A 21,861-nucleotide genomic window follows, 5' to 3' on the forward strand; every position below is an offset into this window, starting at 1 on the left:
CGATCCTTGTCGTGCTTCTCCAAAAAACGTCTTGGCCGGGCTCAGACCCGGCCAAGACGAAAAAGTGAAGCGCGCGAGGAAAGGGTTCTTCGGTGCAGACACGGCAAAGCCGCCGACTCCGGGAGCCGGCGGCTTCGCTGGTCGTTCGTCGCGGGGATCAGGCCGCGAGGGCGGTCCGCTCACCGGCGAGCAGCCGGGCAAGCACTGCGCCGACCTCGGTCGGGCCGGAGACGGTGGTGTCGACCACCGCCGTGCGTTCCGGCGCCGCGGCGAGCAGCGCCGCCACGGTGCGGTCCGGGTCGTAGTTGCGGCGCTCGGCAGCGATGATCTTGAACTTCGCGCGCACCTCGTCCGCCTCCAGCGTTCCGGCCGCCACCTCGGCGCGCAGCCGCTCGATGTCGGCAGGCGAGAGGATGCCCTCGGCGCCCGGCAGGTCGAGGACCGGGCCACCGGCGGTCTCGCCGGAGGGGGCCGCGCGGTCGAAGGCGTCGCCGCGCTTCAGCAGGCGCATGAGGCGCACGGAATCCGGCGCGGTCAGCACCAGGAAGCGCGCCCGCGGCAGCACCGCCGCGGCGTGGGCGACTTCCGCCTCGCCGCGCAGCCCGTCGAACACCAGCGGCAGGCCGCGGGTGGAGGGGTCCGCCGCAAGGCCGGCGAGCACCGCCGCCATGCCGCCTTCGCAATCCTGGGTGAAACGCTGGGTGATGGCGAAGCGGCGCACGCGGTCGAACACCGGCTCGCTCTCATAAAGCGGGATGATGACGCGGTCGGTGACGACGCGGCGGTCCGGCAGCAGGCTGTAGGCCACCTTGCGCTCGTCCATCGCCGCGATGGCGGTGGACTTGCCGGCGCCGGTCACGCCGACCAGCACCAGGAGCTCGGCGTTGGCCATCGAGCGCCAGCCCACGGGGAGCGGCCGGCCGAAGCCGATGCCCGGCGCGATTTCGTTGAAGGGGGCGGTCATGGGGGTGTGCTGCGCGCTCATGCCGCGACCTTCATGTCGGAGTTGCACATGTCGGCGGCCGAGGCGATCAGGTCGTCCACGTCGGCGTTGGTGATGCGCCGGCGCGAGGCGATCTCCTTCAGCGTGGCGGTGATGTCCTTCAGCGTGGCCGCGTCGAGCTCGTAGCCGAGCTGGTCGGCACGCGCCCGCACCACGTTCCAGCCGACGAGCTGGTGGGCGACCATGACGTTGCGCTCGCGGCCGAAATCGGCCGGATCGAGGATCTCGTAGGTCTTCGGGTTGGCGATGATCGCCTTGCTGTGGACGCCCGCCTTGTGGGTGAAGGCGCTGGAGCCGACGATGCAGTGGCCGAAGGGGATCTCGACGCCGACCGTGGCGGCGACCAGTTCGGTCAGCCCGGTCAGGCGCGGCAGGTCGAAGCGCGCGCGGGCGGCGTCGGCGTCCTGGGTGTAGATGGCGGCGACCAGATCCTCCAGCGGCGTGATGCCGTTGCGCTCGCCCAGGCCCAGCACGCAGGTGTCGATGTGCGTGGCGCCGCCCATCACCGCCATCCAGGCGTTCGCCGTGGCGCAGCCGGTGTCGTTGTGGCCGTGGAACTCGATGTCGATGTCCGGGCCGAGCGCGTTGCGGACGGTCCGCACCGTCTCCATCACCTGCAGCGGGCTGGCGGCGCCGACCGTGTCGGCGATGCCGAAACGGTTGAACAGGCCGGTGCGGGCCAGCGGCACATAGATGGAGAGCAGGTCGTCGAGCGAGCTGCGGAACGCGTCCTCACAGGAGAAGCGCACGATGGCCTCGGGAAGCTCGGCCTTGATGGTGGCGGCCACCTCGGTGGCCTGGCGGACGATCTCCTCGATGCCCCGGCCATGGCTGGAAGCGCGCAGGATCGGCGAAGCGGCCATAAAAAGGTTGAAGGCGGTGACGCCCGACTCGAGCGCCATGCGGACGTCGTCCATATGGCAACGCAGGTGGGCGGCGATGTGAGCGCGCAAATTCATGCTGCACAGCGCTTCGCAGGCCTCGCGGGCGGCGGGGCTCACCGCAGGCGATGTTACTTCGATGAAATCCACGCCGAACCAGTCAAGCGCTTTCGCAATTTCAATCTTGTCTTCCAACGTGAAGTGGCTGTGCTCGAACTGCTCGCCTTCGCGAAGGGTCGAATCGACGATGTAGCAATTTTGCAAAGACATGATCCCTGCTCCCTTTCATCTCGGTTGGGCAAGCTTCTGCGTTCTGGCAAAGCGATGCTCGCCCAGTGTGTTAAAGATCAAAACAAATCAACGGTTTACCGTTCCGGCGAGGATGCGGTCGCCGGCGGTTGAGCCCACAGTTGAAGTCGCAGTGCCTCCAGCGCGGTGAAGCGTAGGTGGTACGACTTTCGTTTCCGGTTTTTTATGATTGCGTCGATCTTTGTGGCCTCGCCCTTTTGAGCGGTCGGCCCCGACGTCGTGCTCCTGTTTTATGTCACGTATTTAACAAATGCAACCTAGTCGTTATGCATGCCAAGGTATGTTGGCGTGTCGGTTGCGACTTGCGGTGCGCAACATAAAACTACAAACGAAACGTTAATTTGGAACATCGTATGTGGGCCCTGGTAACGCAATAACGGCGCCGGGAGGCCCGGCGCCGTTAACCAAACTGTACCGATACGTGGGGTCGTGGAGGGCGAATCAGCGATTCGCCGGCCCGTACAAAGGCTTTCCGGCCACCGGCAACTGGCAGCGAAGCACCGTTCCGCTCTCAGATTCGGTGATATACACCGTTCGGCCGAGCTCTCCGCCAAAGGAGAGGTTTGTGGTGAACAAACCCTCGCCCGAAAGGATGCGACATTTTGGCACACCGAGGATGTCGAACCCCCACACGCAACCATTTCCTGCGTGTGCAACCCACAATCCTCCCTCCGCATCGAGTGCAAGTCCATCGGGTCCTGACAACCCTCCAGAGAGCTGGATGAAGTTGCCGACCTTGGACGTGGAACCATCCGCCGCCAGCGGCACGCGCCAGATGGCGTTGGCGCGGGTGACGGCGACGTAGATCGCGGTCTCCGCCTTGTTGGGCACCAGACCGTTGGGGCTGGGCAGCGTGTCGAACAGGCAGGTCAGCTTCCCATCGGTGCTCAGGCGGTACAGCCGGCCGGTCGGGTCGTGCAGCCCGGTCTGGCCCTGGTCGGTGAAGTACAGATCGCCGCTGGCGGCGAACACCAGATCGTTGACGCCCTTGAAGCACTCGCCGTGGGTGCGCTCCAGCACCGGATCGATCTTGCCGGTCGCCGGGTCGAGGACGAGGATGCCTTTCTTGTAGTCGGCGATGAACAGCCGGCCGTCGCGGTGGAAGGCCAGTCCGTTGGGCTCGCCGTCGTACTCGGCCACCAGCGTGAACACGCCGTCGGGCGAGACGCGGAAGATGCGCCCCCAGGGAATGTCGGTCAGCCACAGATTGCCCTGGGCGTCGAAGGCCGGCCCCTCCAGGAAGGAGTGCAGGTGTTCCGCCCGCTTGTTGGCGTCGGCCCAGGCGCTGCGGCGCCCTCGGCGGCGGAAGCTGTCGGGCAGGCGGGCGAAAACCTCGGCCTTGATGTTCTCGGGCGGCGGGTAGAGACTCACGGTGCGACCTCCACGGATTTGCGGCGGGTGACGAGAAGCCGGCGCGCCAGGATGGCGCCGCCGACGGTGAAGCCGATGGCGGTGCTGATGGCGCCCGGCACGTAGATCAGCGCCGCCGACACGCCGAGCACCAGCCGCTCCACCAGCGACAGCTGGCCGCGGAAGTGGCCGACCTGAACGGCCGCCAGCATCACCACCGCCAGAGTCAGCGCGCCCAGGCCGCCGATGATGGCGGGCAACTGCCCCGGCGACAGGTCCTGGAGCATCAGCTCGGGCTGGTAGACCCACAGGAAGGGGAACAGGAAGGCGACGGTGCACAGCCGCATGCTGTGCATGGCGATCCTGATCACCGGTTCCTGGGCGATGGCGGCGGCGGCGAACACCGCCAATGCCACGGGCGGCGTGATGGCCGACATGACGGCGTAATAGAAGACGAACATGTGCGTGGTCAGCGTCGGCAGGCCGAGTTGGGTCAGCGCCGGCCCCGCGGTGAACACCACCAGCAGGTAGGACGCCGCGGTCGGCAGCCCCATGCCCAGCAGCAGCGCGCACGCGGCGGCCGCGAGCAGCGCCAGGAACATGTCCGCCTGCCCCAGCGCCACAATGGCCTGACTGATCTTGATGCCAAGCCCGGTGGCCGACACCGCGCCGATGATGATGCCGATGGCGGCGCAGGCGACCGCGACGCTCAACCCCTCCCGCCCGCCGTCGACCAGCATGTCGCGCAGGTTCGCCGGACCGGGCCGCGTCTCGGGGAACAGCATCGCCAGGCCGAGCAGCACCGCGATGGCGCCCAGCCCGCACAGATCCACCGAATAGCCGGAGAACAGCATGACCAGCAGCGCCGTGAACGACGCGATCATGATCGTCATCTGCAAAACGCGCAGGCGTGTCCAGGTGCCGTCCAGCCCCTCGGGCGGCTTGATGCCGAGCTTGGCGGCCTCCAGCGCCGTCACGCACGACAGCGAGAAAATGAACAGGAACGATGGTACCAGCGCCGCCACCATGATGTTGCCGTAGGGGACGCCGGTGATCTCCGCCATGATGAAGGCGCCCACACCCATCACCGGCGGCATGATCTGCCCGACCACCGAGGATGAGGCCTCGACCGCCCCGGCGTAGGCCTTTGAGAAGCCGGCGCGGTGCATCATGGAGATGGTGATGGCGCCGTTGGCCACTACGTTGGCCGGCGCCGAGCCGTTGATCGAGCCGAACAGCGCCGAGGCGATGATGGCGCACTGCGCCGAGCCGGAGCGCCGGCCCATGGACAGGGCGCCGGCGACCCAGTCGAAGAAGTCGCCGACGCCGCTCAGCCGCAGCACCACGCCGAAGATCACGAAGACGTAGACGATCTCCACTACCGAGCCGAGCGCCACGCCGAAGATGCCGTTGCTGCTGTAGGCCAGCTCGAACACTTCGGTGACGCCCATCCCGCGGTGGCCGAGCCAGCCCGGCAAATACTGGCCGAACGCCAGATAGGCGATGCCGGCCGCCACGACGCCGAGCAGCATCCACCCCTCGGCCCGCCGCGCGCCCTCCAGCACCACCAGCGTGCCGACCACGTAGGCGGCCATGTCCCATTGGTTGGGCAGGCCGTCGCGGAAGGCGGCGATGTCCTGGTAGTTGAGGATCATGTAGACCCCGGCGGACACGCCGCCGCCGGTCAGCGCCGCCGCCAGCAACGCGTCCAGCGCCGGCCGCGCCCTGAGCGGTCCGGGCTTCAGCGCGAACAGCGCTCCCAGCGCCAGCATCAGCACCACCTCGTACTGCACCCAGGTGGTCAGCCGGCCGTACAGGGTGGAGGCGATGATGAACACCGCCAGGGCGGCGCACAGCGTCAGTCCGATGGTGCGCCGGGCGCTCTCGATCAGGGCGCCGGCGCCGGTCGTCGGCAGGGTTGCGGTCAGGCTGGACATGGCGCTTCTCCGTGAAGCGGGTGGAAGGGGATCACGGTGCGCCCGGCTTGGTCCGATCCAACTCGGTCAGGCAGCGCCGGGCGCCGGGGTGCAACTCGGCCGACAGGCCGGCGGCGGCGGTGGACAGGTCGATCAGCGCCAGCGCCGCGGAGCTGGCGCGCACCCTGTCCACGTTGCTCCAGAAACCGCGGCACAGCGTGTAGGCGGTCTGCTCCGGCATGTCGGCGCGCACCATCACCATGAAGGGGAAGGTCCAGAACACCACGTCGCCGTCGCTCAGCACGCGGCCGCCGTACGCCTCCTTGACCCGCGCCGCCGGGATGTTGCGGTACAGGTAATGGGAGCCGTTGCTGATGGCGCCCTGCAAGGCGGGCAGGCTGGCCGGGTCGGGCGAGAGGAAGCGCAGCGGCGTGCTGCGCGACGCCTGATCGATGCCGGATTGCGGCAGCCCGCCCCACACCAGCGTGGCGTCGATCTGCCCGTTGCCGAGCCGGTCCAGCGACGGGCCGTAGTCCAGGTATTCGGTCTGGAGTTCGCCGCGTTCCGCGTCGTTGCCGTGCACCTTGAACAGCGAGAGGGAGACGCGCCCGGCGTTGCCGCCCGGCCGGCCGATGCTGACCCGGTGCCCCTTGAGGTCGGCCAGCGTGCGGATCGGGCTGTCGGCGCGCACCACGTACTGGCCCATGCCGGTGTCGATGGCGAACAGCACGCGCAGGTTCTTGTAGGACGCCACCATGCCCGGCGGGTCTTCCTTGAAGCTGCCCTCGCGGTTGACCGCGTCGAGGTAGTGCGGGGCGCCGATCAGCGACAGGTCGGCGCGGCCCTGCGCCATGTTGCGCAGGCCCTTGACCGTGCCGGTCGCCACCGGCGTGATGCGCAGCCCGGTGTTCTGCTGCGTCATCACGTCGGACCACGCCATGGCGAGCTGAAAATCCTCGCTGGTCAGCGACACCGTCGCCATGACGAGTTCGGCGGCGCCGGCCGGGCGCAACAGCGCCGCGACCACCAGCGCCGCCAGACCAGCCATTCGACCAAAGGTGCGGAACGTGGATCCGGACATGACAATGTCTCCTGTTTCGGCCGCGGGCGCTCGGGCTTCAGAGCCCGACCACGCCCCCGCCCGCCAGCCGGTCGATCTCGTCCGCACCGGCGCCCAGCTCGGCGAGGATCTCGCGGGTGTGCTCACCGGCGCGGGGCACGTCGCGGTAAACTCCCAATCGCTGCCCGCCGATCTCCACCGGCAGCGCCGGCAGCCGCGTGCGGACGCCCGAGGGCAGCGTCACGTCCAGCAGCCCGCCGGACTCGTTGAGATGCGGGTCGTCGAACAGCTGCTCGGGGCGGACGATGGGGGCGTAGGGCAGGCCCAGCCGCTCGAACGCCTCCATCAGCTCGGCCTTGCCGCGCGAGGCGCACAGGGCGGCGACCGCCGGGATGATGCGGTCGCGGGCGGCGACGCGCTGCGGGTTGGTGGCCAGCGCGGGGTCGGCCAGCAGCTCGGTCAGGCCGAAATGCTCGCAGAAGACCCGCCACTGCGTGTCCGTCACCACGCCGAGGAACACCGGATCGCCGTCCCGCGTGGCGAAGACGTCGTAGACCGCCCAGGCGGCCAGCCGCGCCGGCATTGGCGCCGGAGGCGTGCCGCTCACGGCGAACTGGGCCATGTGCTGGCCCATGAGGAAGGCGTTGTTCTCGAACAGGCCGGCGCGCACCAGCTGGCCGCGGCCGTCCCGGTCGCGCTGGCGCAGCGCCGCCAGGATGGCGATGGCGGCGAACATGCCGCCCATGACGTCGTTGACCGAGGCGCCGGCCCGCAGCGGCCGGCCCGGCGGGCCGGTCATGTAGGCGAGGCCGCCCATCATCTGCACCACCTCGTCCAGCGCCGTGCGGTTCTCGTACGGGCCGGGCAGGAAGCCCTTCATCGAGCAGTAGACGAGCCGCGGGTTGAGCGCCGACAGCGCCTCCCAGCCCAGCCCCATCTTCTCCATCGAGCCCTGCCGCAGGTTTTCGACCAGCACGTCCGAACTCTCGGCGAGGCGGCGCACCACCGCGGTGCCCTCCGGCGCGGTCAGATCGACGGTGATGGAGCGCTTGTTGCGGTTGTAGGTGGAGAAGAATCCGGCGCCCGAGCCGGTCAGCCTGCGCGTCTTGTCGCCGCCGGGCAGCGGCTCGACCTTGATCACGTCGGCGCCCAGATCGGCTAGGACGAGGCCGCAGGTCGGCCCCATCACCATGTGGTCCAGCTCCAGCACGCGGATGCCGGCCAGCGGTCCGGGAGCGGTATTCGCTAAAGGTACGTCGGAGGTGTCGGAAGCGGGACTGTGCATGACCGGGATGTCCGAAAGGGTCAGAGGGCGGATGCCGACGCCGGGCGGAAGCCCTTCGGCACGCGAGCGTGGTGGAGGTGGCCGACGAAGCGCTCGCCGGGAAGCGCCGCCTCGATGAGGCGCCGCGCCTCGATGAGCCGGTCGAGGTCGATGCCGGTCCGCAGGCCCATGGCCTCCAGCATGTAGACGAGGTCCTCGGTGACGATGTTGCCGAGCGCCCCCGGCGCGAACGGGCAGCCGCCCAGGCCGCCCAGCGCCGCGTCGAAGGCGCGGATGCCGGAATCCAGCCCGGCCAGCACGTTGGCGAGTCCCAGGCCGCGGGTGTCGTGCAGGTGCAGCGCGGTCAGCGTGTCGCCGATCTCCGCGCGCACCGCCGCGACGACGCGGCGGACCTGGGCGGGGTGGGCGGCGCCGGTGGTGTCGGCGAGGCTGACGTCGTCGGCGCCGGCCTCGGCCAGCGCCGACGCCAGACGGCACACCGCGCGCTCGTCCACAGCGCCCTCGTACACGCAGCCGAACACCGTGGACAGGCCGGCGGACAGGAACGGCCGGCGCTCCGCCGACAGCGTGCGGCAGAAGGCGACGATGCGCGCGAACTCGGCCAACTGGTCGTCGGGCGTGCGCCGCACGTTGGCGAGGCTGTGGCTGACACTGGCCGACAAGGTGAAGGTGATCTTATGGACGCCGGTGGCCACCGCGTTCTCGGCGCCCCGCAGGTTGGGGACCAGCGCCGCCACGGTCAGGCCGGGCACGGCCAGAGCGTGCACCACGACCTCCGCGGCATCGGTGAACTGCGGCACCACGCTCGCCGGGACGAAGGAGCACACCTCGATCTCCCGCACGCCGGCCGCCGCTTCGGCAGTGATCCACGCGTTCTTGGTGGCGGTCGGCACGAACGGCTTCAGTCCTTGCAGGCCGTCGCGTGGACCGACCTCGCTTATCTCCACGTCCACAGGCGCCATTGCTTAGACCTCAACAGAATTGCATACTGGAGTATTATGCATACCGGCGTATTTACCTTACGCCTTTCGACGTAGTTTGTAGGACAGTGGGTCAAAAGGTGTCAATGCGACCTAGTTTTTGACCTTTAAGACGATTTTTTAATTAGTTCGCGGTGATGAACAGAGACGAGAGGCGCCACTCGGCAGAAAACAGGGGATTTCATCATGGACGACGAGACGAAGACCCCGGCCGGCGCGGACGCCAGTTCGGACGCCCTGGCCGAGGCGGACCTGTCCGGTGCCAGCATCGAAGCGTTGGTCGTGCGTTTGCAGGTGGCCCGGCGCAACGCCGCGCTGGCACGGGCGCGGGCCGATTACCAGGACGCCACCAACAACCACCGCGAGGCCGTGCATTACGAACGCTTGGTCGCCGCCAACGAGAAGATGCCCCAGGCCGAGCGCAAGGCGATCGTCGAGTCCTCGCCCGACGTCCTGAAAGGCCGGCAGCAGAGCATCGTCCACGCCAAGGAAGCGGCGCTGTGGACGGCCGAGGCCGAAGCGCTGCGGCTTTACATCCTGGCGCGTTCCCGCACGATGCCGGCCGGCGAGACCGAGGCGCTCTGATCGCAACGCCGGTGTGGAGGTGAACTCACAGACGCGGAGTACCTGACGAAAGGCAGTCCGCGGCAAGCGACGCCTTCTCCGTACTATCTAGCCACAAAGTGTAATGTGGCGGAGCAACAACAGCGTGCAGATTTACCACCTTGTTAACTAAGTCCCTATTTACGAGGGCGCCCCTTTGCGCAATTCTCGTCTGATCGTCATTGGCTTCAACAATCGCGAGCGGGAGGGCGCCCTCATGGCGCAAGAGGAAGAGTATGCCCTGAGCCGGTACATCAAGGCACTTCCGCCTGACCTTTGGCTTCTGGCCAGAGCGGCGTTCGAGGAGCTGTCCAACAACCCCTTCATTCCCATCCTGGATAAGGACGAGATCGCCAAGCTCATCTGCTCCCCCGGATTCCAAAGCTATCTCGAGGGTGAACTGAAACTCCGAACGCAGTCCCTGACGTACCGCTGCGCTTGACCGCTTCCGGCCGCCGGGCGTTTCGCCCGGCGGGTCTTGTCCAGTGGGTCTTGTCCAGTGATCAGGGGCAGCAGCGGTGGACTTCGATGCTGAGGTGGCGGATCGCCAGCTCCGCCGGAATCCGGGCGCGGTAGTCCTCTGGCGGCAGCGGGGCGTGGGTTACGAGGCTGATCACCGCGGCGTAGGCGCCCGGCCCGATGGACCAGACGTGCAGGTCGGCGATGCGGTCGTCCCCGCGCTCCAACGCCGCACGGATGCCGTCGCTCACGGCATCCGGCGCCTGCCGGTCGAGCAGCACCTGTGCGGTCTTGCCCAGCAGGCCGCGCGACCAGTTCCCCACCAGCACGGCGCCCACCAGGCCCATCACCGGATCGAGCCAGGACGCTCCCAAGTATTTGGCGCCCAGCAGCGCCACGATGGCGAGCACCGACGTCAGCGCGTCGGTCAGGACGTGCAGATAGGCCGAGCGCAGCGTGTGGTCCTCGTGCCCATGGCCGTGATGCTCATGGTGCTCGTGAGGGTCGTGGTGATCCTCGTGCCCGTGCTCATGATGATGGCCATGCCCGTGGCCGCCCAGGATGACGACGCAGACGGCGTTCACCACAAGGCCGACGACGGCGACGAGGATGGCCATGTCATAGGCGATGGCGCCGGGATCCACGAGGCGGACCGCGCTTTCCCACGCCATGCCAAGGGCCACCACGACCAGCAGCAGCGCGCCGGTGAAGCCGCCCAGCGCGTTGACCTTGCCGGTGCCGAAGCTGTAGCGCGCGTCACGGGCGTGGCGGCGGGCGTAGATGTAGGCGAACGCCGCGATGCTCAGCGCCAGCACATGCGACGCCATGTGCACGCCATCGGCGAGCAGCGCCATGGAGCCGGTCCACAGCCCGGCCGCGACCTCCACCACCATGGTGACGGCGGTCACCGCGACGACGATCAGCGTGCGCCGCTCGGCGGCGGTCGGCTCGTCCAGGCCGAAGGCGTGGTCGTGCTTCCAATGGTCCAGCGAGTGGGTGTGCATGCGACGGCCCCGGCTCAGAGAAGAGTGTGTTCGACGAGGATCTTGGCGCCGATGGCGATAAGGCCAAGGCCGCCCAGCAATTCCGCGCGGCGGCCGAGCAGCGGCCCGGCGGCCCGCCCCAGCAGCACGCCGCCGAAGCCCATCAGGAAGGTGACGAACCCGACCAGCGTCGCCGTGGCGGCGATGTCCACGTCGGCCATCGCCAGCCCGACGCCGACGGCGCTGGCGTCGATGCTGGTGGCGACCGCCATGGTGAGCAGCGCGAGCCAGCCCGACCGCTTGGCCGCCGCATCGTCGTCGGCCTCGCCGCCCAGCGCGTTGCGGATCATCGAGCCGCCGATGAGCAGCAGCAGGCCGAAGGCGATCCAATGATCGATGGCCTGGACGAACCCGGCGAAGGACATGCCCAGCGCCCAGCCGAGCAGCGCCATGGACAGTTGGCAGACGCCGAAGGTGATGCCGACGCGCAGCGCCTCCGGAACACAGGGGCGCTTATGAACGGCGCCGCAGCCGAGGGCGGCGGCGAAGCTGTCCATGGACAGGCTGACAGCAAGAGCGAGGGAGGTCACACCGACCAATGGGAATCTCCGGGGCCAAGCGATACACGACAGCGCACCCGCACCCGGTTGGCCTTCGGGTGGCGGTCACGCCATCGGTCTCGCCGAGCTGCCGGACAGGGTCCGGTCTGCCGCACGCACCACGGGGAAAACCCCGAGTCTGTTGGCGCGCGCCCCTCTCCAGGAGGGTGGCTACTCCCCAATGATCGGCTGGAGGGTAAAACGCCCCGCCGCCCCGGTCAATCTATATGAACAGCTGTTCAATCATCCCCTGCGGAAGGATGCCGCGCGGCGTCCAGCAGGAGTGCCACCGCCGTGTCGTCCTCCGTCAGCATGCGAAGGTTCGCCTCCGCCGCGGCCCAGTCGGCTGAGCCCGGCCGCAGGCCGGACATCCGGCAGAGCCGCACCTGCTCCAGGCGTTCGGACTCCAGTTCGGCGTCCTTGACCGTCTGCCGGAACGCCTCGGCGCCCGCCATCCCTTTGAGGTGCCGGCGCACGCCACGCAACGGCGCCACCACGTTCCGCTGCCACGCCGCGGCGTCGGCGGACAGCCGCTCCAGCTCGGCGGCGGACAGGCGAACACCGCAGACCGCCCCCACCCATAGGGCGAACAGCAGCAGGTTCACGTCGGCGCCCAGCCGGTCCTGAAGGTCCAGGCACACGGCATCCACCCCCGGCCGGCCGTAGACGGCCAGTGAGAAGCGCCACAGCGAGTCGTCCGGGGTATGCGCCGTCATGAAGGGCAAGTGTGTCGGGCGGCGCCTCCGGTCAATCCCTCCGAGGCCCCGGTTTGCCCCGCATAGGTCACAGAGGCAGCGGCGATCTCGCACAAATGTCCGATTCCTTCGCCCATTCTCGCGGGCGTTGAAAACCACAAAGGAACGGACCGATGGCAACCACCACCACCGGCCTCGTCGACGCCAGGATCGTCGTGAACGCCTATGGAATGCCCGCCGGCGGTGTCTGGCCGCACTTCCGCCTGCTGATCGACGGCGTGGGCGCCGGCCAGGCCACGGTGAGTGCCGCCAACCCGGCCGCCTACAGTTTCACCGCTCCGGTGGCCGCCGGTCAGGCCCACACCGTGCAGGTCTATTACGACAACGACGCCTCCATCAACGGTGAGGACCGCAACCTCGGCATCAAGTCGGTGGTGGTGAACGGCAACACGCTGAGCCCGACACAGGCCGTGTACGACCGCTACGCCCTGGACGGCCAGGACACCGTCGCCGGCCAGGAGGGCATGTGGTGGCAGGGCGCGCTGAACTTCAGCACGCCCGCGGCCTATTACCCCGCTACCGCCGCCACCACACCGACACCCACCGCCGGCTCCTCGACCATCGTGGTGAACGCTTCGGGCACCCCGGCGGGCGGTGTCGGCGCGCACTTCAACCTGCTGATCGACGGCCAGAAGATCGGCGAGGGCATGACCACGACCACCGCCAAGGACTTCGCCTTCACCTCGGCCGTGGCGCTGGACGCCGCGCACAAGGTGCAGGTCCAGTACGACAACGACGCCTACATCAACGGACAGGACCGCAGCCTGCTGGTCAACGCAGTGACCATCAACGGCAAGGCGGTGGCCCCCACCGACCCCATCGTCACCTACGATAAGGGCGCGCTGGACGGCAAGGACGTCGTCGCCGGCCAGTCCGGCCTGTGGTGGAACGGCACGCTGGTGGTCGCCGCCGACAAGTCCTATTTCCCGTCCGCCGGCACGCCGGCGCCGACTCCCACCCCGACCACCGGTGCCTCGACCATCACCGTCAACGCGCTGGGCAATCCGGCGGCGGGCGTCAACGCGCACTTCAACGTGCTGGTGGACGGCATGAAAATCGGCGAGGGCACGGCGGCCACCACGGCGAAGGACTTCGCCTTCACCAGCGACGCCGCCACCGGCGTCGGCCACAAGGTGCAGGTGCAATACGACAACGACGCGTATATCAACGGCCAGGATCGCAGCCTGGTCGTCAACAAGATCACCGTGAACGGTCACGGCTACGCGCCGACCGACCCGGCGGTCACCTACGACAAGGGCGCGCTGGACGGCAAGGACGTGGTCGCCGGCCAATCAGGCATGTGGTGGAACGGCACGCTGGTGGTGAACGCGCCGGCCGGCGACTTCCCCGCCACGACAACCCCCCCAACCACCACGCCGCCCACCGGCCCAGCCTTCTATGTCGCGACCAACGGTAAGGACAGTTGGTCCGGCAAGCTGGCGGCGCCCAACGCCGACGGCACCGACGGCCCGTTCGCCACGCTCCAGGCGGCGCAGCAGGCGATGCGCAACAGCACCACCGACGTCACCTACGTGCGTGGTGGCGACTATTACATGAAGGACCAGATCTGGCTGGACAGCCAGGACTCCGGCGTCCGCTTCTCCGCCTACGGTGCTGAGAAGCCGGTGTTTCACGGCGGCACGCTGGTCGACACCTGGGTGTCGCGCGGCAACGGCTTGTGGAGCGCGCAGTTGCCGGCTGGCGCCAAGCCGGTGCTCGACCTGTCCATGGACGGCGAGCGGCAGACCGTCGCCCGCACCCCCAACGCCGACCCGACGCACCCCATCGACGGCGGCTGGCTGATCGCCTCCAAGAGCGCCACGGGCACCGATCCGACGACGCAGATCACCTTCAAGCCCGGCGACATCCCGACCACCACCAGCGCCAGCGGCCTGATGGTCAGCGCCTTCGGCCAGCACGGCTACGACGATGTGCTGGTCCCGGTGAAGAGCATCGACTTCACCAAGAACGTCATCACGCTGGCGCAGGGCACCTGGGACGGCTTCGGCGAGGGCAGCCGCTATTACCTGTACAATTCCAAGGACCAGCTCGACGCCAACAAGGAGTGGTTCTACGACGCGGGCTCCAACCAGATCCTGTTCCGCCCCGAAGGCGGCACGCCGGTCGGCCACAAGATCGTGGCCTCGCAGTTGAACGTGCTGTTCGGCATGGGCGGGGCGAAGAACGTCACCATCGACGGCCTGACCCTGGCGGACGGCGGCCCGAACGGCCACGGCGTCTACGCCCAGGGCGCCGATGGCCTGACCTTCACCAACAACGTCGTGAAGAACACCGGCTACGGCATCACCGTGCAGACCAGCCCCAACGCCAAGGTGACCGGCAACAGCTTCGACCACACCGGGCTGGAAGCGGTGTTCGTCAAGATGGGGTCCAACTTCGCCGACGTGTCGAACAACAAGGTCGAATACGCCGGGTCGGTGGACCACGGCAGCGACGGCATCTGGATCAACGGCAGCTCCGACGTGAAGGTCTCCCACAACCTCGTCGAGCACACCGCCGGCAAGGCGATCGCCGTGGGCTCGGTGCAGACCACGGGTGACGAGACCTACCGGGCGACGGTGACCTACAACAAAGTCGTGGACTCCAACCGCGAGACCAGCGACGGTGGCGGCATCTACCTGATCAACCGCCAGCAGAGCGCCACCGGCGATCTGGTCGCCTACAACGACGTGTCCGGCACCTCGGCGTTCGGCAACGTGAAATGGGACGGTTCGGTCTCGCCGACGTGGCTCGACCCGAAGCAGCTGGTCAGTTGGGGCGTCTACTTGGACGACTGGACCAGCGGCGCCACGGTGAAGGGCAATTACGTGCACGGCAACCTGGGCGGCGTCTTTCTGCACGGCGGTTGGAACAACCAGGTGTCCAACAACATCATCGCCGGCAACGAGGGCCGCGAGATCGGCTTGCAGCAGAACGTCGGCTACGGCGGCTGGAAGGGCACGCCGATGTCCGGCAACGACATCCACCACAACGTGGTGGACGCCGCCTCCAGCCACGGCCTGACCGTAGCCATCGACGGGCCGAAGACCGCCGGCACCTTCCATGACAACGACTACGCCAACCTCGCCCCCAACGCGCAGCTGTTCCAGGTGTGGCCGCAGGTCATGGCCGGCACCACCGGCACGCTGGGCAACTGGCAGGCGGCGGGTTACGACCAGAACTCGCTGGCGCTGAACCCGCAGTTCACCAATCCGGGGGCCGGGGATTACTCGCTGCTGGCCGGCTCGCCGGTCTACCAGCACGGCTTCGAACCGATCCCCATGGACCAGTTCGGCCCGATGGCCTGAACCACCCCTTTCCCGCGCGCGGCCCCGGGAATAACCTGGGGCCGTGAAGCGTCCCGGTTCAGGGACCCAACAACCAAGGGGAGGGAAACGCCATGAAGCGGATGATTCACGTGTCGATGCTGGCCTCGGCCGTGCTTCTGTCGGGGGCGCTGGGCGGCGCCGCCCAGGCGCAGCAGGCCGGGGCGGCCAACATGAGCTTCTTCGTCACCAGCGCCGGCTCCGGCAAGGGCGCCGACCTCGGCGGGCTGGAAGGGGCCGACCGGCACTGCCAGCAGTTGGCGCAGGCGGCCGGCGCCGGGAGCCGCACGTGGCACGCCTATCTCAGCACCCAGGCCATGGGGGGGCAGCCGGCGGTCAACGCCCGCGACCGCATCGGCAAGGGGCCGTGGCAGAACGCCAAGGGCGTGGTGATCGCCAAGAGCGTGGACGAGCTGCACGGCACCAACAACCTGACCAAGCAGACCGCGCTGAACGAGAAGGGCGAACCGGTCAACGGCCGCGGCGACCAGCCGAACACGCACGACATCCTCACCGGCTCGCAGCCGGACGGCACCGCGTTCCCTGCCGGCCAGGACATGACCTGCGGCAACTGGACCAAGAGCGGGACCGAAGGCGCCGCCATGCTCGGCCACCATGACCGCAACGGCTTGGACGATACGCCGCCGGCCAAATCCTGGAATTCCTCGCACGCGTCGCGCGGCGGTTGCAGCCAGGACGCGCTGAAGAGCACCGGCGGGGCGGGGCTGCTGTACTGCTTCGCGACGAACTGAAACCCAACCGGAATCCGCGGGGGTTAGGGGACAAAAACGCCCTCTAACCCCTGTGATGTTTTGATCCGGGCGCCGGACGCGCTATCTGATGGCGGATGGGTTAACCCGACGGGCTTCTCCGTCACCAGGACATTGCATGCCGACCGCCAAGGACCTCTTCTCCTACCGCAAGCACTGGGCGCACCGCTTCGGCCCGGCGCCCTTCCTGCCGACCTCGCGCGCCGAGATGGACGCGCTGGGCTGGGACAGCTGCGACGTGATCGTCGTCACCGGCGATGCCTACATCGACCATCCCAGCTTCGGCATGGCGATCATCGGCCGCCTGCTGGAATCGCAGGGCTTCCGCGTCGGCATCATCGCGCAGCCGGATTGGCAGACCGCCGAACCGTTCAAGGCGCTGGGCAAGCCCAACCTGTTCTTCGGCGTCACCGGCGGCAACATGGATTCCATGGTGAACCGCTACACGTCCGACCGGCGGCTGCGCCACAACGACAGCTACACGCCGAACGACGAGGGCGGCAAGCGGCCGGACCGCGCCGCCATCGTCTATTCGCAGCGCTGCCGCGAGGCGTACAAGGACGTGCCCATCGTCCTGGGCGGCATCGAGGCGTCGCTCCGCCGCATCGCGCATTACGACTACTGGTCGGACAAGGTGCGCCGCTCGGTGCTGGTGGACGCCAAGGCCGACCTGCTGCTCTACGGCAACGCCGACCGCGCCATCGTCGAGGTCGCCCACCGCGCCGCCAAAGGCGAGGCGCCGCGCGCCATGCACGATGTCCGCGGCGTCGCCTTCCTGCGCGACGCCGTGCCCGAGGGCTGGCACGTGGTGGATGCGGCGGCTGCGGTGGAGGAGGGCGAGGGCCTGAACCCCCGCCCCGGCGAGCCGGAACAGACCGTCGTCCGCCTGCCGTCCTACGAACAGGTGTCGGCCGACCCGGTGCTGTATGCCCAGGCGTCCCGCGTGCTGCACCAGGAGGCCAACCCCGGCAACGCCCGGCCGCTGGTGCAGCGGCACGGCGACAAGGAGCTGTGGCTGACCCCGCCGCCGATCCCGCTGACCACGCCGGAGATGGACGCGGTCTTCGCGCTGCCCTACGCCCGCGCTCCGCACCCGAGCTACGGCGACGCGCGCATCCCCGCGTGGGAGATGATCCGCTTTTCGATCAACATCATGCGCGGCTGCTTCGGCGGCTGCTCCTTCTGCTCGATCACCGAGCACGAGGGCCGGGTGATCCAGAGCCGCTCGCAGGACTCGATCCTGCGCGAGATCCAGGAAATCCGCGACAAGACCAAGGGCTTCACCGGCCACATCTCCGATTTGGGCGGCCCGACGGCCAACATGTACCGCCTCGCCTGCAAGGACGACGCGATCCAGCGCACCTGCCGCCGGCCGAGCTGCGTCTACCCGGACATCTGCAAGAATCTCGGCACCGACCACGGCCCGCTGATCGAGCTGTACCGCAAGGCGCGCGCGGTGAAGGGCGTGAAGAAGATCTCCATCGCGTCCGGCCTGCGCTACGACCTCGCGGTCAAGAGCCCGGAGTACGTGAGGGAATTGGTGAAGCACCACGTCGGCGGCTATCTGAAGATCGCGCCCGAGCACACCGAGGCCGGCCCGCTGTCCAAGATGATGAAGCCGGGCATCGGCACCTACGACTCCTTCAAGCGCCTGTTCGAGCAGGCGGCCAAGGAGGCGGGCAAGCAGCTCTACCTGATCCCGTACTTCATCGCCGCGCATCCCGGCACCACGGACGAGGACATGATGAACCTCGCGCTGTGGCTGAAGCGGAACGGCTTCCGCGCCGATCAGGTGCAGACCTTCCTACCGTCGCCGATGTCGGTGTCGGCGGCGATGTACCACACCGGCCGCAACACCCTGCGCCCGATCCGCCGCGTCGGCGGCGAGGAGGTGAGCGCAGCCAAGGGCTTGAAGCAGCGCCGCCTGCACAAGGCTTTCCTGCGCTACCACGACCCGGAGAACTGGCCGGTGCTGCGCGACGCGCTGAAGGACATGGGCCGCGCCGACCTGATCGGGCCGGGTGCGCAGCACCTCGTCCCGGCGTGGCAGCCAGCGGGGACGGGCAAGGGCACTTGTGCGAAGAAGGCGGGTGGCAAGCCGTTCTTTACACAGCAGGCCGGAGCGGGACGGAGAACGCCGGCGGGGAAGCGGCAGTGAGGCTCCCGCGCTGGAGCCCCGGCAAGTCCTGGCCGCTGCCGCCCTGAATGGAACAGTTTGGAACACCATGGAACAGTGTGCAGGGGGTGTTCCGTTCGTCCCTCGTACCGTGCGGGCACACGCCGGCTTTTATGACTTCTGTCCTATCATATTCGGGTTCGCCCGGCAAGCTTGAAAAAGCTTCGCGCCGCCTGTCCTCATCGAACAGGCGATGGCCGCATGATCAAATGCCAAGCAACGGTTTGTGCATTTGGACGCATCCTGCGGCGATCCTTGACATCAGTCATCGTTCGGCCCGGTCGTCGGCGCCATTCCGATCCCCTGCAACCACAGCCGCGGACCCGCTGCGAATTCAGCGTGCAGCCGCGCCATCTCCGCCAAATTCTCTGCATCGGTCCGCAACTCCTCGCCGTCCCGGCGCAGCCGCTTGCCGCGCTCGCGCAACACCGCCCAAGCGAACGCTGCCGGATCCGCGCCGCGCTGTTCGGCCAGCAGGAACAGCCGCTCCAGCAACCCGACCACCACGCCCGTCCCCAGCACCGGCGAGGCCAGTTGCCGGATCTCCGGCCCATGGCGATTGCGCTCCAGCACCGCGGTGTTGAAGCGCCGGACGCGCTCCGCGTCGATGCCCTCCGGCACCGGCACGACCGCGCCGCCGAGCAGCGCCAGCGTGCGCAGCACCGCCTCCAGGCCGTATGCGGCCAGCCCCGGTTCTTCCAACAACGCGCCCAGCGTGCGCGGTCCACCGGCCAGCGTGTCGGCCAGGGGCGCGGCCACCGGCAGGTCGATGTCACCGGTCGGCGCGCTCACCGTTCCCGGCACCTCGCCGCGCGGCACTGCCAGCCCGAAGCGCATCGCCCGCAAGCGCTCCTCGCGCTCGCTGGCCGACAGCCGCACCGTGCCCTTCACGAACACGTCCCGCCGGAAGCGCGTGTAGGTCAGATAGTCGCGCAACGTCTCGCGCAACGCCGGGTCCGCCGCCTCGTTCATCAGCGCCAGGCCCTGCGGGCTCAGCGTCGCGTCGTCAACATGGTCGGCCAGCGTCGCCGAGGCGGCGAAGTCCAGCTTCGCGCCGGCCAGTTCGCGCGCCACGTCGGCGTGGTAGAACGGCGTCCAGTCGCGGTTCAGGTACTCGTGCGCGATGTAGCTGTCCGACTTGCCGTCCAGCCCATGCAGGTGCCCCAAGGCACTCGGCACCCGGTCGAAATAGCCTTCGCCCAGCCGGGCCATGCGCGCGGCGAAGCCCAGCGCCGACTCGATGCGCCCCGGCAGCGGGCCGGCGCCGCTCGCCGTGTGCTCCAGCAGCAGCTTGCGGATCGGCGTGTGCGCCGCCCAGCCCGGCAGGCAGTTGTAGCTGACATACACCACCCCACCGGGCTTCAGCCGCCGACGCATCAGGTCCACGAGAACCCGCCGGTTCTCGGCGCTCACCCAGGTCCAGACGCCGTGCAGCGCCACCACGTCGAACGCCGGCCCGTCACGCTCTGCATACTCGGCGAAGCTGTCCTCGAAAAAGGCCGCGTTGCCATTGCCAGCTTGCGCCGCCAGCGCGCGGGCGTCCGCGATGTGCCCCGGCAGGAAATCCACCGCCTCGAAGCGTGCCCGCGCGTGCACGCCGGCCAGCAGGTTGGAGGTCAACCCTTGCCCGCAGCCCAGCTCGGCGTAGGTAAAGCTCTCCGACAGGTCCGGCGGCCTTATCCCGGACAGCAGCAGCGCGAAGGTCAGGTGTGCCGGCGCCATCTCGGCGTAGAAGGAATGGGCGTAGGCGATGTCGCCGGTGTAGCCCTCGGTCCAGCCGGCCATCGCGCCCTCACGCCACCGCGAACAGGTCGCCGTCGTCCGCCGGCGGTTCGTCGGCCGCGTTCGGATCGCCGGGCGCCGTTTCCCAGCCCAGGCCGGGCAGCGCCACGATGCGGCGGCCGGCGCGGTCGTTGCGGCTGACCACGAAGTTGCGCTGCTCCATGTACGCCAGCAGCCGCCGCGCCCGCCCTGTGGACCGGCTGCCGCAGGCCCGCGCGATCTCGGCGTCGGACGGGCAGGGCGCCTGGTCCATGGCGGCGCGCGCCAGCAGCAGGAAGACGCCCTGGATGTCCTCCGGCAGGTCGGCGGCGTAGGTCGTCGCCTTCTCCCAGTCCGGGCTGTCGCCGGACTCGGCGTTCACCCCGGCGCGCACGGTGGCCAGCTTGCGGCGGAACGCCGGCAGGTCGAGCGGCTTGCCGCGCAGGTTATGAATGCGGCAGCGCACCAGGAAATCCTGGTACAGCACCGCCACCGAGCGGAACGACGCCTCCGGGTCGGCCAGCACCTGCCGCAGGATCTCATCCAGCAGCGGCCCCTGGTCCTCGGTCGGCTCCTCCTCGGCGGCCGGCGCCATGGCGGCGGGGCGGGCCTGGACGAGTTGCATGAGCAGATCGTTGGTGGTCGGCGACGGCGGCGGCGGGGCGCGGCGCACCACGACGGGGCGGGCCGGTTCCGGCTCGCCGGGCTTCAGGATCAGCTCGCGCGCGTCCATCGGCGCCGTCTCGGGCAGCGGCATCAGGCGGGGGCTGCCGGTGCGCCCGTGCGTCCGCACGTCGCCGATGCGGATCGGCAGGGGCCGCCGCGACAGCGCCGGCCCCAGCGCGATGAAATGCCCGCGCTCCAGGTCGCGGAACGCCTCGGCCTGCCGGCGCTCCATGCCCAGCAGATCGGCGGCGCGCGCCATGTCGATGTCGAGGAAGGTGCGGCCCATCAGGAAGTTCGACGCTTCCGCCGCCACGTTCTTGGCGAGCTTGGCGAGCCGCTGTGTGGCGATGACGCCGGCCAGCCCGCGCTTGCGGCCGCGGCACATCAGGTTGGTCATGGCGCCCAGCGAGACCTTGCGCGCCTCGTCGGAGACCTCGCCGGCCGCGGCGGGGGCGAACAGCTGCGCCTCGTCCACCACCACCAGCATCGGGTACCAGACATCGCGCTCGGCGTCGAACAGCCCGCCCAGGAAGGCGGCGGCGGCGCGCATCTGCATCTCGGAATCCAGGCCCTCCAGATTCAGCACGACCGAGACGCGGTGCTGGCGCACCCGTCCGGCGACGCGCTGCAACGCGGGCTCGGTGTGGTCGGCGGCCTCCACCACCACGTGGCCGAAGGCTTCGGCCAGGGTGACGAAGTCACCTTCCGGGTCGATGATCGCCTGCTGCACCCAGGGCGCGCTCTGCTCGACCAGCCGGCGCAGCAGGTGCGACTTGCCGGAGCCGGAATTGCCCTGCACCAGCAGACGGGTCGCGAGCAGCTCCTCAAGGTCGAGCGCCGCCGGGGACCCGGACGTCGTCGCTCCCATGTCGATGCTGACCTTCATACACCCTCTCCAGAGCCGAGCTGGCAACAGCTCCTCGTGCGCGGCCCATCCTATAGCGCAGATCGGGGGGCGGGGACGAGGACCGCGTGCGGC

General features: G+C 68.8%; 17 protein-coding genes and 1 riboswitch. Of the genes, 5 read left to right on the forward strand and 12 right to left on the reverse strand.

The window, feature by feature from the left end:
• Positions 1-157: 157 nt before the first annotated feature.
• The 7 genes from ACSVDD_RS26110 to ACSVDD_RS26140 form a co-directional block, all read right to left on the reverse strand.
• A complete protein-coding gene (locus ACSVDD_RS26110) occupies positions 158-985 on the reverse strand; it encodes a DEAD/DEAH box helicase family protein (protein WP_448192354.1) in 828 nt (275 codons plus the stop codon).
• Entirely contained in the window at positions 982-2,154 is a 1,173-nt protein-coding gene (locus ACSVDD_RS26115) for a homocitrate synthase (RefSeq protein WP_448192355.1), read from the reverse strand. The genes ACSVDD_RS26110 and ACSVDD_RS26115 overlap by 4 nt, the downstream gene beginning before the upstream one ends.
• 480 nt (positions 2,155-2,634) lie before the next feature.
• The gene (locus tag ACSVDD_RS26120) at positions 2,635-3,564 is read right to left on the reverse strand and encodes an SMP-30/gluconolactonase/LRE family protein (protein WP_448192356.1); all 930 of its coding nucleotides are present in this window, start codon (positions 3,562-3,564) and stop codon (positions 2,635-2,637) included.
• Positions 3,561-5,480 carry a TRAP transporter permease gene (locus ACSVDD_RS26125; protein WP_448192357.1) on the reverse strand — a complete coding sequence of 640 codons (1,920 nt, stop codon included), beginning with the start codon at positions 5,478-5,480 and terminating at the stop codon, positions 3,561-3,563. Before ACSVDD_RS26125 ends, ACSVDD_RS26120 begins: the two co-directional genes overlap by 4 nt.
• A 31-nt stretch (positions 5,481-5,511) precedes the next feature.
• Positions 5,512-6,540 (reverse strand): TAXI family TRAP transporter solute-binding subunit, encoded by a 1,029-nt coding sequence (locus ACSVDD_RS26130; RefSeq protein WP_448192358.1) that lies wholly within the window; start codon positions 6,538-6,540, stop codon positions 5,512-5,514.
• Positions 6,541-6,577: 37 nt separating this feature from the next.
• Positions 6,578-7,804: a CaiB/BaiF CoA transferase family protein gene (locus ACSVDD_RS26135; protein WP_448192359.1), complete on the reverse strand. Its 1,227-nt coding sequence runs from the start codon at positions 7,802-7,804 to the stop codon at positions 6,578-6,580.
• Between the two features lie 20 nt (positions 7,805-7,824).
• Positions 7,825-8,766, reverse strand: coding sequence for a hydroxymethylglutaryl-CoA lyase (locus tag ACSVDD_RS26140; protein ID WP_448192360.1), 942 nt, complete (start codon positions 8,764-8,766; stop codon positions 7,825-7,827).
• Between the two features lie 204 nt (positions 8,767-8,970).
• Here ACSVDD_RS26140 and ACSVDD_RS26145 point away from each other — a divergent pair, with 204 nt between their 5' ends.
• On the forward strand, positions 8,971-9,369 hold the full coding sequence (locus tag ACSVDD_RS26145) for a hypothetical protein (protein WP_448192361.1): 399 nt from the start codon (positions 8,971-8,973) through the stop codon (positions 9,367-9,369).
• Positions 9,370-9,544: 175 nt separating this feature from the next.
• Positions 9,545-9,829, forward strand: a complete 285-nt coding sequence (locus ACSVDD_RS26150; RefSeq protein ID WP_448192362.1) for a hypothetical protein — start codon at positions 9,545-9,547, stop codon at positions 9,827-9,829.
• A gap of 61 nt (positions 9,830-9,890) precedes the next feature.
• Here ACSVDD_RS26150 and dmeF read toward each other — a convergent pair whose 3' ends face one another.
• The 3 genes from dmeF to ACSVDD_RS26165 all read right to left on the reverse strand — a co-directional run bounded on the left by dmeF (position 9,891) and on the right by ACSVDD_RS26165 (position 12,144).
• The gene (gene dmeF, locus ACSVDD_RS26155; RefSeq protein ID WP_448192363.1) at positions 9,891-10,850 is read right to left on the reverse strand and encodes a CDF family Co(II)/Ni(II) efflux transporter DmeF; all 960 of its coding nucleotides are present in this window, start codon (positions 10,848-10,850) and stop codon (positions 9,891-9,893) included.
• A 14-nt stretch (positions 10,851-10,864) separates the two neighbouring features.
• Positions 10,865-11,428 carry a manganese efflux pump MntP gene (locus ACSVDD_RS26160; protein WP_448192364.1) on the reverse strand — a complete coding sequence of 188 codons (564 nt, stop codon included), beginning with the start codon at positions 11,426-11,428 and terminating at the stop codon, positions 10,865-10,867.
• 85 nt (positions 11,429-11,513) lie between these two features.
• Positions 11,514-11,620: riboswitch (yybP-ykoY riboswitch) on the reverse strand.
• 47 nt (positions 11,621-11,667) lie between these two features.
• Complete coding sequence (locus tag ACSVDD_RS26165) at positions 11,668-12,144, reverse strand: TIGR02444 family protein (protein WP_448192365.1); 477 nt, start codon at positions 12,142-12,144, stop codon at positions 11,668-11,670.
• A 152-nt stretch (positions 12,145-12,296) separates the two neighbouring features.
• On the opposite strand from ACSVDD_RS26165, the gene ACSVDD_RS26170 reads away from it, so the two are divergent.
• The 3 genes from ACSVDD_RS26170 to ACSVDD_RS26180 all read left to right on the forward strand — a co-directional run bounded on the left by ACSVDD_RS26170 (position 12,297) and on the right by ACSVDD_RS26180 (position 18,437).
• Entirely contained in the window at positions 12,297-15,491 is a 3,195-nt protein-coding gene (locus tag ACSVDD_RS26170) for a carbohydrate-binding domain-containing protein (RefSeq protein WP_448192366.1), read from the forward strand.
• 92 nt (positions 15,492-15,583) lie between these two features.
• Positions 15,584-16,261 (forward strand): hypothetical protein, encoded by a 678-nt coding sequence (locus ACSVDD_RS26175; protein ID WP_448192367.1) that lies wholly within the window; start codon positions 15,584-15,586, stop codon positions 16,259-16,261.
• 136 nt (positions 16,262-16,397) lie between these two features.
• A complete protein-coding gene (locus ACSVDD_RS26180) occupies positions 16,398-18,437 on the forward strand; it encodes a YgiQ family radical SAM protein (RefSeq protein ID WP_448192368.1) in 2,040 nt (679 codons plus the stop codon).
• A 279-nt stretch (positions 18,438-18,716) separates the two neighbouring features.
• Here ACSVDD_RS26180 and ACSVDD_RS26185 read toward each other — a convergent pair whose 3' ends face one another.
• On the reverse strand, positions 18,717-20,240 hold the full coding sequence (locus tag ACSVDD_RS26185) for a methyltransferase regulatory domain-containing protein (RefSeq protein ID WP_448192369.1): 1,524 nt from the start codon (positions 20,238-20,240) through the stop codon (positions 18,717-18,719).
• Positions 20,241-20,247: 7 nt separating this feature from the next.
• On the reverse strand, positions 20,248-21,768 hold the full coding sequence (locus ACSVDD_RS26190; RefSeq protein WP_448192370.1) for a helicase HerA domain-containing protein: 1,521 nt from the start codon (positions 21,766-21,768) through the stop codon (positions 20,248-20,250).
• Positions 21,769-21,861: the final 93 nt, after the last annotated feature.

Source organism: Azospirillum terrae (assembly GCF_053470425.1).